Source organism: Psychrobacter fozii, from assembly GCF_003217155.1.
GTDB classification, from domain to species: Bacteria; Pseudomonadota; Gammaproteobacteria; order Pseudomonadales; family Moraxellaceae; genus Psychrobacter; species Psychrobacter fozii.
Map to the genome: position 1 here is coordinate 514,773 of NZ_QJSU01000001.1, position 11,599 is coordinate 526,371.

The following is an 11,599-nucleotide window of genomic DNA, read 5'->3' on the forward strand; positions in this document are numbered from 1 at the left end:
TATTTTTATTAAGTGTCGAGCCTTGGGCCGTACAACCTTCCTTGTTAGAACTATTCCATACTAGTTTTTTATTATTGTGAGTTTTTCTTATTAGCCTGATTTTTGTTTTTCTTACTTTTTGTTTTTATCGTTTTATTATATTAATTATTTCGTCTGGCTTTCCCTAGCTGACATATCTAATGTACAAAAAAAACAGGTTCCACCATAGGTGAAACCTGCAATAAAATGTGAGGATATGTGATTAGTGTAAACTGTTAGTAAGCCAAAAAGGCTTTATCGCGACTTATTTAACAAGAATAAAACTAACGCTGAATTAATTTTTTTGGCTGTAATCGACCATTCAGACTGACTGCACCTAAACCTAAAAACTGACCATCTTCGTTTATCAAGCGAATATCCACCGGTATTTCATGCTTCAATGGCTTCGTATCAGTAAGCTGCTCGCTATCATCTGTTTCAGAAATAAATTGCTGATTAACATTAACAGCTACTTCGTTATTTTCCAATGATTCGCTGTCAATATTGCCTGCTATGTACGCTTTGATATCATCTGTCAGTTGCTCAAACACATTTAGACGTTGACCCATATGTATACGAGTACACTGTTCAGTCGTCAATATCATTTCAGCGTCAATATTGATACAAGCATCCACTGGCATCAGTTGCTCTTGTCGGCTATCCAACGCTAGCGCTTCTAAATCCGGCAAGGCAATCGCATTATCAATGTTGAAATCACCCACTTGCGTACGTCGTAATGCTGTCAGATGACCTAATGTACCTAGTGCTTTAGCAATATCTTCACCAAGAACACGTACATACGTACCTTTAGTACAAGTCACTGTCAATTGGATTTGCTCGTGATCAATTGCTTTTAAATCAATCGCCTTAATCACAATATCTCTAGAGGCTCGCTCTACTTCTATACCAGCACGGGCATATTCATAGAGTTTTTTACCGTCTTTTTTTAGTGCAGAATACATTGGAGGTATCTGCTGCTGAGCGCCTGAAAATTGCTGAGCAACTTGCTCTAATAGTGCAGTACCGAAAGTTGGAATAGCTGCTTGCTCAACGATTTTGCCATCTGCATCGCCAGTATCGGTCTGACCACCAAGCAAAATAACTGCTTCATAGGATTTGTCAGCATCAAGCTGATAGTGACTGAACTTCGTTGCTTCACCCATGCAAATCGGCAATAGACCCGTTGCCATTGGATCAAGCGTACCCGTATGTCCCGCTTTTTTGCTGTCATGACTCGGTGATTTGAACAGATATTTCACCTTTGACACCACTTGCTGTGAGGTCATACCTTGGGGTTTATCTACTAAGATAACTCCTGAGACTTTTGTTTTATCAGCTTGCTTGGGCGATGTAGACATAATATAGATTTACTCGTCATTCTCATTTTGTTCTGTCTTAGTGACAGCCTGGCTAATCAGATCCATCATGTAATTACCACGAGCGGTCACTTCATCATAATGAAAACGCAAGCGCGGTGTAGTACGTGTCTTTAGACTGTGGCTTAGTTCAGTACGTAAGAAACCTGCTGCTTTGTTCAGTACGGTAACGCTCTCTTCGTGATTGGTCTTGGTCATCGCATCATTGAGCCCAGGCTCCATGATAGTGACATAGACATCAGCATACCCTAAATCCGGGCTAACCTTGACACTAGAAATAGTGACAAAACCAGTCAAGCGTGGGTCATTAACTTCATCACGAATAAGAACAGCAAGCTCACGCTGAATTTGATCGGATAAGCGTTGTAAACGTTGGTTCATTTTATTACCTTAATTTGGTAGGGCTTATTTTCATTGATTAGCCCATTTGCTTATTAATACATTTAAGGGCTGATATTTGTTAAAAAAGGCCTAGCAGGATGTACCTGTTAGGCCTAAGTACAGCTAGATATGAAAGGTATACTAATATGCTCAGCGGATTAAGCGTATTGCATTATTAGAGACCTTTATATCGAACAGCGACTTTAGATAGTACGTGCGAACTCTTGGATTTCGAAGACTTCGATCTTATCACCAGCTTCGACATCGTAACCACGTACCGCTAGGCCACATTCCATACCAGTACGTACTTCATTGACGTCTTCTTTGTAACGACGCAATGATTGCAATTGACCAGTAAAGATAACTTGGTCAGCGCGCAATACGCGGATAGGCTTGTTGCGATAGATTGTACCTTCAACGACCATACAACCAGCAGCTGCACCGAACTTACTAGAGCGGAATACTTCGCGAACATCTGCAACACCAAGGATTTTCTCACGATGTTCAGGAGCCAACATACCACTCATTGCTGATTTTACATCGTCGATCAAGCCATAGATGACACTATAGTAGCGAATATCCATGTTGGCAGAATCTGATTTACGACGTGCAGTAGCATCCGCACGAACGTTGAAACCTAGTAATACTGCTTCGCTAGACTCTGCAAGTGTTACGTCAGACTCAGAGATAGGACCAACGCCTGAGCTAATCACTCTGACTTTAACTTCGTCAGTTGACAACTCATTTAGTGCAGAAAGCAATGCTTCAAGTGAACCACGAACATCCGTTTTCAATACGATATTCAAGAATGACACATCGCCTTGTTCCATCTGATCGAACATACTTTCAAGACGCATGGCGTTTTGACGTTCAAGTTGACGTTCACGCTCACGGTTGGTTCTAAAGTCAGCAACTTCACGAGCTTTTTTCTCATCAGTGACGACTAAGAATTCACTACCAGCGGCTGGCGTTTCAGGCAGACCTAAAATCTCTACAGGGATAGAAGGACCAGCTGATTGGATACGTTGACCATGCTCATCTGTTAGCGCACGGACTTTACCATAATGCTCACCAGCTAGAACCAAGTCGCCTTGCTTCAATGTACCTTTTTTAACTAGGACACTAACAACAGGACCACGACCTTTTTCAAGTCTTGATTCAATAACGACACCCTGTGCAGCGCCATCTACAGGGGCTTCTAGTTCCATTAGCTCAGCTTGTAAGCTAATAAACTCTAGCAAGTTGTCGATACCTTCGCCTGTTTTGGCTGAGATACGTGCCATTGGTGTATCACCACCCCATTCTTCTGATACGACTTCTTTCGTCGTCAATTCATTAAGAACGCGGTCAGGATCAGCGCCTGGCTTATCCATTTTGTTGATAGCAACAATAATCGGCGTACCAGCAGCACGTGCATGATCAATGGCTTCTGCCGTTTGTGGCATCATACCATCGTCAGCTGCAACGACAAGTACAACAATATCAGTCGCTTGAGCACCACGTGAACGCATTGCACTAAAGGCTGCGTGACCTGGTGTGTCAAGGAAAGTAATAACACCGCGCTCGGTTTTTACATGGTAAGCACCGATATGCTGTGTAATACCGCCAGCTTCACCATTCGCAACTTTCGTTTCACGAATTTTATCTAGTAGTGACGTCTTACCATGGTCGACGTGACCCATGATGGTTACAACTGGTGGACGCGTTTGCACGTTGCTACTACGCTCATCAACCGCATACTGTAAGTCATCTTCAACTTTAGTATCACTGACTGGAACTGGGTTGTGACCCATTTCTTCAACAAGTAAACTTGCTGTCGCTTGATCAATAGTGTCTGACTCACGAGCCATCTCACCCATTTTCATAAGCAGTTTGGTCACTTCGCGAGCTTTAACCGCCATACGTTGAGCAAGATCAGCTACTGTAATTTGCTCACTGATCTCAACGTCATAAACGATTTTTTCAACAGGTTTTTCAAATTTATGCTGTGATGCTTGCGTTGAGCGCAAACCGTTTTTACGGTTTTTGATCTCACGCTCATCTTGATTTTTACGACGACGACCACGAGCACCAGTGCTGCTTGCACCGCGCTTGATTTCGCGACGTTCTTTTTCAAATGACTCTTCTAATGCGTCACCGACTAGACCTTCAGCCAATGGCTCATCTTTACGAACTTCAGCAGCAGGCTGATCCGTATATTTACCAGCCATTTTACGCATTTGCTCAAGTGTGCGCTTTTGCGCTTCTTCAGCTTGAACACGACGTGTTTCTGTTTCGATTTCACGTAAACGTGCTTCTTCTTTTTCACGTGCTTCACGAGCTTTACGCTCTACTGCTGTTTCAACTTTTGGTTTCGTAGCAGCGACTTTTTTCTTCGGTTGTTCTTTAGGCTTGACTTCAACAGTCGTTTTTCCACCTTTTTTCACAACAACTGACGTTGAAATATCGTCGTTCTTGTCATCAGATTTTTTGCTAGAACCTAAGCTTGCACGCATCGCAGCTAAGGTTGCTGCTTGACGTTCTTCAGATTTTTTCTTAGTAGCAGCACGCTCTTCAGCGTCCTTAGCAGCACGTTCTTGCGACTCAATCATCGCTTGCTCACGCGCAGCCAATTCTTCAGCCATTTTTTCTGGATCAGGCTTTTCGAATACTTTCTTTTTACGCACTTCAACATTGACGCTCTTAGATTTACCTGAAGAGCCAGTCACACGCGCGGTGCTAGTCGTTTTAGACTTGAGACTAATACGACGCTTCTCTTGCTGACCGTGACTTTGCTTTAAATACGTCACCAACTTCTCTTGCTCAACTTCTGAGACTAGGTCATCCTCTGCACGAGCAGGTAGTCCAGCATCTACTAATTGCTGTTTTACAGCACTTGCAGTTTTGCCTACCATATCTGCCAGTTCTTTGACGGTCTTATCTGCCATTTATTATCACCTACTGTCTATTATTTGCTATATGTTCAATTCAGTTGTTGGCTACAAATGATTGGGGTAAGGCTGGTATTTGTGTTGCATTCATACCAGCACTTTATTATCGATAGCATATCACCAAAAGACAGCGATATGCAGTTACCGCTTATTCATTGAACCAAGATTCCCGAGCTTTCATGATGAGTTTTCCTGCGGTTTCAGAGTCTAAACCTTCGATATCTTCGAGATCGAAGACTGCTTGTTCTGCCAAATCATCAACGGTGATGATGTCTTGTTGTGCCATTTTATAAGCCCAACTAACTGTCATACCTTCAAGCTCTTGTAGCTCTTGACTTGGCTCTTTCATGTTCTGTTGTTTGACCAGTTCATCAGCAATGACCACTTCTTTAGCACGCTCTTGAATCATCTCAATCGCGTCATCGTCTAGACCTTCGATATCATAAAAGGTTTCAACTGGTACGTAAGCCACTTCTTCAATACTGGTAAAGCCGATATCGACAAGCGCTTGGGCTAAATCTTTATCCACTTCTAGGCGTTCATAGAATAATTCGATAAACGCTTTAGATTCGTTTTGTTGACGCTGCTGATACTCTTCTTCTAGCATCATATTAAGCTTATAGCCCGTCAATTCAGATGCCAAACGTACGTTTTGGCCTTGCGATCCAATAGCACGTGCTAACTGATCGTTGGTGCTAAAGATAATATCAGCAGTCTGAGTATCTTCATCTAAAATAATGCTACTAACGTCAGCTGGCTCTAAAGAGCTAATGATAAATTGGGCAGGATCATCTGACCAAACCACCACATCAATACGCTCACCATCAAGCTCTTGCTGTACTGCTTGGATACGCGTACCACGCATACCGATACAAGCACCTACAGGGTCGATACGATGATCATTGGTCTTCACTGCTATTTTAGCACGAGTACCTGGCAAACGCGCGACGTTGCGAATTTCAATAATTTGTTCAGCAATCTCAGGTACTTCTTTTTGCATCAATGCTGAAAGCATTTCAGGATGAGTACGAGAGAGTAATAACTGTGCACCGCGGTTTTCACGGTTTACATGATATAAAATTGCATTGATACGTGATTTGGCACGTAGCTGCTCACGTGGCAACATTTGATCGCGTGACAAGTAACCTTCGGCATTGTCGCCCAAATCGATGATATAACCATCGCGAGTCTGTTTTTTGACTTCGCCATACATCATTTCACCAATACGTGGCTCAAAAGCATCAGCGACTAGCGCGCGCTCAGCTTCACGGATTTTTTGGATAATAACCTGTTTGGCTTGCGTGGCGGCGATACGACCGAATTCAATCGATTCAATCTGCTCTTCTTTTATATCGCCGATTGACCATTCTTCTTGATCAAGATCGGTAATGGCTAGCTGACATGCAGGCATTTCATGGTCTTCATCTGCAACCACTGTCCAATAACGATAAGTATCATAATCGCCCGTTGCACGATCGATGGCAACCCGTACCTCCACTTCTGGCTGTTCGGTGTATACTTTTTTCTTGGTAGATACCACTAAAGCGTCTTCAATCGCTTCAAAGATATCTTCAGGATTTAAGCCCTTTTCATTACTGACAGTTTCTACTACCGTTAAGATTTCACGACTCATGCTATACCTGTCCTATCATTTTTTAATTGACTTAAATTTTATAATTTATGTACTGATATTATATTTTCACCATTAGCTATAAGGCTATTTGGAGATTCAAATCTTGATTTATAATAAGCTGCTCATTAGATCAAACTAGATACATTCATAAGATGAACACTCTAGCTGATTAAGCGTCTTCGTAAATCAAATTGGCTTTATCTATATTACTCAGTGCAATCTCAAACTGCTGACCATCACTTGATGTCAATTTTAGCGAAGTTGCGTCGATACTGTCTAAAGTACCTGTCGCTTTACGACGCTTTTGATCACCTTCACCAATCGCTTGTATCAAACGCAAGCTGACGGTTTGACCAACATAACCATGCATCTGCTCATCTGAGAAGAATGCGCGATCAAAACCTGGTGAAGAGACTTCTAAGATAAACTCACCGGCAATCGGGTCATGAACCTCAAGAATACCGCTTACCTGATGATTCACTGCAGCACAGTTTTCAATCGTTACTTGCTTATCTTGGGCTTGCTCTTCTGGCAATGCCTCAATATAAATACGTAACAATGAACGGTTGCCTTGTGGTGCAAACTCGATACCCCATAGTGCCACATCGCAAGCAGCGACGGCAGGGGCAATAATGTTGGTCAGTTCTGTAACTTTGGTCGAAAGCTTCATAATCTATTTATCTTTTCCTATTCGCGTATCTATCATACTTAGTAAACCGTATTGAATTTTTCATTCATCTCTTACTTATTAGTAGTATGCACTTATATAGTAGGAAACACGGTCATAATATTGTTTTAAATCACAAGCATATTGTTTATGCGCTATGCCTTTATATAGGGATGAGCATAAAAAACATCAAGCTCAGCCAGACAATGCTTTTATTATTCATAAAGCAATACTATCGATAAAAGAGTGAGGAGTATAAAGATAGTGTGCTTAAGGAGCATCACTCTAATAACGGTGAGTCACGACAAGCTACAGTAGATGTTATCGTACTCTATAGAGCTAGAGCTTAACATAAGTAGGATAAAGACCGCGATAATGCTGACAGCCAGATACAAAAAAACCCACAAGCATAATGGTGGGCTAATCGCTACTGACAAATTTAGTGTACAAAACATCAGTATAAAAAGTGGTAGCGGGGGCTGGATTTGAACCAACGACCTTCGGGTTATGAGCCCGACGAGCTACCAGACTGCTCCACCCCGCATCAATCTAGAACGCACATTATAGGTAGGTTTGATAGAAGTGTCAACGTTTATTTTAAACTAATTTCAAATAAAATAATTGATAACTATAAAACATAACCTTACGCTGTGCTGCGTAATAAAACTTGGTGCGATTGGGGGGACTTGAACCCCCACAGCTTGCGCCACCACCCCCTCAAGATGGCGTGTCTACCATTCCACCACAATCGCATTTTACTACTCTGTTCCATCATATCCAGTCTACTATAAAAGATGCTTAAGGTAGGCATCCATAGAGTGGTACTTCTGAAAACAGAAACGCATTGTAAATCTAACGCATCAAAATAGCAAGGGCTGCATGTTTAAAAGATACTTACTGAGGATCTTGAGTCAAAGGACGCGGTGTTTGTGGTACTGAAACGGGCGCATCTAGACGAAACTGATCTTCGGCTTGCTTACGTGCATGAACAGCAAGCGTCATACTAGTAATAAAAAATATCACCGTCAACACTGCGGTAGCGCGCGTCAAAAAGTTAGCAGTGCCCGCTGCACCAAATACGGTACCTGACGAGCCAGCACCAAAAGAAGCTCCAGCGTCTGCCCCTTTACCATGCTGTATCAAAATCAAGCCGATCATGGCGATCGCCACAATAATGTGCAGGGCTAATATAAACGTAAACATGGTGGCCTCTTTTGCCGCATAATGACGACTGATAACGGAAAATAAATCTTAAGTTTAGTAGGACGTATAATCACGCCAAATCGATTATATAAATAAGGCGCATTGTACACGATTGCAAGGGCACTGTTAAACCTACTTTTGCCAACTGATAAAGACACTTTACATACAGATAGTGAACTTTATCTCTAAGTGCTACATTAAGGTCTAAGTGCTAGCACGACTAAATGCATTAGCAATCGCCAAAAAACTCTCTGCCTTTAATGAAGCACCGCCAACCAATGCACCATTAATCATAGAGTCGGCAGCAAAGCTATCCGCATTATCGGCATTGACACTACCGCCATATAAAACAGTCATTTCATTCAAACTATCCGCAAAACCTGCCACTGTCTGCTTTATATGCTGATGGGTTTTACTGACCTCCGTCACGGTCGGTACTTTACCCGTACCAATTGCCCAGACAGGCTCGTAAGCAATGATCAGACGATCAGATAATGAAGCAGCTATATCTGGTTGTTGAACCAATAAGTCCTTGATGACGGATAACTGGCCATCGATTACTTCTAGTGTTTGATTTGCATCATATTGCGTTTGGGTTTCACCGATACAAAGTACCACACCTAATTCTTGCGCTAATGCATGAGTCATTTTTTGCAATAAGCACTCATTAGACTCTTGATGATACTGGCGACGCTCAGAATGACCCAATAACGTCCACATTGCACCCGTGTCAGCCACTTGCTGCGCAGAGCAATCGCCTGTATATGCACCTGTACTCGCACTATGAGCACTAATGTTTTGTGCAGCACACAATATAGGCGTACCTTTTAAACGAGTACTGACAGCTGCTAAGTGAATACAGCTTGGTGCCACCATTAAGTTGCAATGACTATTTGAAAGCTCAGTACTAGCCTTTGCTCCATCATCTATTGCTGTCAATAAGCTTTCTAACAACGTATCGACGTCTTGACTCGCGGCTGGATTCTGTTTCCAATTACCTATTACCCAAGCTTTCATACTCATCTACCCTGTCTCATGTATTCCTGCCAATTCGGCTAATATGCGCGCCAGTATAACAAATAATTCCCAAGTGCTATAGTATGCTGCTATCCGCAAAGAAACAGCCTGTTAAGACAAATACTAAAATGACACTATTATAAATGATGTTTTTTACGGGCTAGTCGCTTAATAGTCTATATAAAGTTTTTAAACTAAAGTAAAGTTCTATACTATTGCATCTACATATAAAAGACTATGATTAGTCATCTGATGTATTAAGCCGATGATGGCATATACTATTAATAACAACTATCTATTGAACCTCTTACAAAAACACCTTTTCATCAATTTTCATTAGCAACAGTCCAAGGGGCAATGATGACTGATAAAATGTGTCTGTCAAAGACTATAAATAGTATCTAAATTTCAGGCAAATATACAGAATACTTGGTATCAAGGAGAGGTCGTAATGTCTATCACATCTAATAAGTATGGTGGTTTAGCACATCAGCTAATCAGCGAAGGTATTGTTAGCGAAGCAAACATGAAAACGGCACAGTCTGAGTCGCAACAGCAACAAATAGGACTCGTATCTTATTTAGTAGACCACAAACTCGCCGATGCTTATCATCTTGCTAAGATGCTGTCACAGGCATTTGGCGACCCTCTCTTCGACCTTGATGCCTTAAGCAATGATGTCGTTCCAAAAGATTTAGTAGACGAAAAAATCGTTCGTAAATTTAATGCGCTGCCATTATTTAAACGAGGTCAACGATTATTTGTCGCGTTGAGTGATCCCACTCGAGTTGATGCTATCGATGCCATTGCCTTTAACTCACGGCTGTCTATTGAAACTATCGTCGTTGAAGAAGATAAGCTAAAAAAGCGTATTGAAAGCCTTTTCGCTGATACCATGCAAAGTTTTGATAGCTTCAATGACAGTGATTTGAACGTTGGATTTGACGATGGTGAAGATGACGACAGTGAAGGAGAAACCAAGCTTACTGATAGTGTGGATGAAGCGCCTGTTGTAAAGTTTGTCAATAAAATGCTAGTTGACGCGATTCGTATGGGTGCCTCCGACTTACATTTTGAGCCATATGAAAAGACATATCGTGTGCGATTTCGTGTCGATGGTGTGATGCAAAGCATGGCTAACCCTCCCGTGCAGCTGGCAGGTAAGATTGCAGCGCGCTTAAAGGTGATGTCGCAAATGGACATCTCAGAGCGACGTGTACCGCAAGACGGACGTATTAAACTGAAACTATCTAAAAACAAGGCCATTGATTTCCGAGTGAACTCTTTACCGACCTTATTTGGCGAAAAAATTGTCTTACGTATCTTAGATCCTTCATCTGCCATGCTCGGTATTGAAGCTTTAGGTTATGAGCCCGACCAAAAAGAGATGTTCTTGGAAGCGCTTAACAAACCACAAGGCATGCTACTTATCACGGGGCCGACTGGCTCTGGTAAAACGGTCTCACTCTATACAGGCATTAATATTTTAAATACTGGGGCGACCAATATCTCCACCGCCGAAGACCCAGTCGAGATTAACCTAGAAGGTATCAATCAGGTCAACGTTAATCCTAAAGTAGGCTTAACCTTTGCCAATGCGCTTAAATCTTTTTTACGCCAAGATCCGGATATTGTGATGGTTGGTGAGATTCGTGACCTTGAAACGGCTGAGATTGCGATAAAAGCAGCTCAAACGGGGCACATGGTACTCTCGACTTTGCATACTAATTCAGCGCCGGAGACATTGACTCGTTTGCGTAACATGGGTGTGGCTTCATTTAATATCGCGACGTCAGTCAATTTAGTTATTGCCCAGCGATTGGCACGCCGCTTATGTAAAAACTGTAAAAAACCTATCAATATTCCGCGGCAGAGCCTGCTCGAGCTCGGTTTTACTGATACAGATTTAGACAATCCGGATAGCATCATTTATGAGCCCGTTGGCTGTAATGAATGCCGTGAAGGTTATAAAGGCCGGGTGGGTATTTATGAGGTAATGAAAGTTAGTCCAGATATTTCACGAATTATCATGGAAGATGGTAATGCCATAGACATAAAAGATGCAGCTCTTAAAAATGGTTTTCGAGATCTGCGCCGCTCTGGTATTTTGAAAGTACTACAAGGCGTAACCAGTATTCAAGAAATGATGCGTGTTACCTCAGAGTAGCTATTCCTAGCTCATAAATAGTGTCGTTGTTTGCATAAGCTTTGCTTCATCAGCCAAACTTTTAGAAACTAGCAATACCACCTACCAGATATACTTAAATGTAAAACAGATATATACTGGTTTTTTGCGTTAAAATAAAGTATGCCACTTTTAAGTAATGAGTCAGGCATCGTTATACATCTTTGCAATATCTATATTAGACAATAT

General features: G+C 41.9%; 8 protein-coding genes and 2 tRNA genes. 1 reads left to right on the plus strand and 9 read right to left on the minus strand.

The window, feature by feature from the left end:
- Positions 1 to 302 precede the first annotated feature (302 nt).
- The 9 genes from truB to tpiA form a co-directional block, all read right to left on the minus strand.
- Complete coding sequence (truB, locus tag DFP82_RS02135) at positions 303 to 1,376, minus strand: tRNA pseudouridine(55) synthase TruB (protein WP_110922068.1); 1,074 nt, start codon at positions 1,374 to 1,376, stop codon at positions 303 to 305.
- Positions 1,377 to 1,385: 9 nt separating this feature from the next.
- Complete coding sequence (locus DFP82_RS02140) at positions 1,386 to 1,775, minus strand: ribosome-binding factor A (protein WP_110922069.1); 390 nt, start codon at positions 1,773 to 1,775, stop codon at positions 1,386 to 1,388.
- Between the two features lie 203 nt (positions 1,776 to 1,978).
- Positions 1,979 to 4,702, minus strand: a complete 2,724-nt coding sequence (gene infB, locus DFP82_RS02145) for a translation initiation factor IF-2 (RefSeq protein ID WP_110922070.1) — start codon at positions 4,700 to 4,702, stop codon at positions 1,979 to 1,981.
- Positions 4,703 to 4,853: 151 nt separating this feature from the next.
- Positions 4,854 to 6,338: a transcription termination factor NusA gene (gene nusA / locus DFP82_RS02150; protein WP_110922071.1), complete on the minus strand. Its 1,485-nt coding sequence runs from the start codon at positions 6,336 to 6,338 to the stop codon at positions 4,854 to 4,856.
- A 169-nt stretch (positions 6,339 to 6,507) separates the two neighbouring features.
- Entirely contained in the window at positions 6,508 to 7,008 is a 501-nt protein-coding gene (gene rimP / locus DFP82_RS02155) for a ribosome maturation factor RimP (RefSeq protein ID WP_110922072.1), read from the minus strand.
- Between the two features lie 464 nt (positions 7,009 to 7,472).
- Positions 7,473 to 7,549: transfer RNA gene (locus DFP82_RS02160), tRNA-Met, on the minus strand.
- A 124-nt stretch (positions 7,550 to 7,673) separates the two neighbouring features.
- A tRNA-Leu gene (locus tag DFP82_RS02165) sits at positions 7,674 to 7,757 on the minus strand.
- A gap of 142 nt (positions 7,758 to 7,899) precedes the next feature.
- Positions 7,900 to 8,208 (minus strand): preprotein translocase subunit SecG, encoded by a 309-nt coding sequence (gene secG / locus DFP82_RS02170; protein WP_110922073.1) that lies wholly within the window; start codon positions 8,206 to 8,208, stop codon positions 7,900 to 7,902.
- Positions 8,209 to 8,412: 204 nt separating this feature from the next.
- Positions 8,413 to 9,225 carry a triose-phosphate isomerase gene (tpiA, locus tag DFP82_RS02175; RefSeq protein ID WP_110922074.1) on the minus strand — a complete coding sequence of 271 codons (813 nt, stop codon included), beginning with the start codon at positions 9,223 to 9,225 and terminating at the stop codon, positions 8,413 to 8,415.
- Between the two features lie 451 nt (positions 9,226 to 9,676).
- Here tpiA and pilB point away from each other — a divergent pair, with 451 nt between their 5' ends.
- The gene (gene pilB, locus DFP82_RS02180; protein WP_110922075.1) at positions 9,677 to 11,392 is read left to right on the plus strand and encodes a type IV-A pilus assembly ATPase PilB; all 1,716 of its coding nucleotides are present in this window, start codon (positions 9,677 to 9,679) and stop codon (positions 11,390 to 11,392) included.
- The last annotated feature ends 207 nt before the right edge of the window (positions 11,393 to 11,599 follow it).

Coding starts and splice junctions, on each gene's coding strand:
- nusA (WP_110922071.1), bottom strand. CDS start 6,338: ATGAGTCGTGAAATCTTAACGGTAGTAGAAACTGTCAGTAATGAAAAG.
- tpiA (WP_110922074.1), bottom strand. CDS start 9,225: ATGAAAGCTTGGGTAATAGGTAATTGGAAACAGAATCCAGCCGCGAGT.
- infB (WP_110922070.1), bottom strand. CDS start 4,702: ATGGCAGATAAGACCGTCAAAGAACTGGCAGATATGGTAGGCAAAACT.
- pilB (WP_110922075.1), top strand. CDS start 9,677: ATGTCTATCACATCTAATAAGTATGGTGGTTTAGCACATCAGCTAATC.
- rimP (WP_110922072.1), bottom strand. CDS start 7,008: ATGAAGCTTTCGACCAAAGTTACAGAACTGACCAACATTATTGCCCCT.
- DFP82_RS02140 (WP_110922069.1), bottom strand. CDS start 1,775: ATGAACCAACGTTTACAACGCTTATCCGATCAAATTCAGCGTGAGCTT.
- secG (WP_110922073.1), bottom strand. CDS start 8,208: ATGTTTACGTTTATATTAGCCCTGCACATTATTGTGGCGATCGCCATG.
- truB (WP_110922068.1), bottom strand. CDS start 1,376: ATGTCTACATCGCCCAAGCAAGCTGATAAAACAAAAGTCTCAGGAGTT.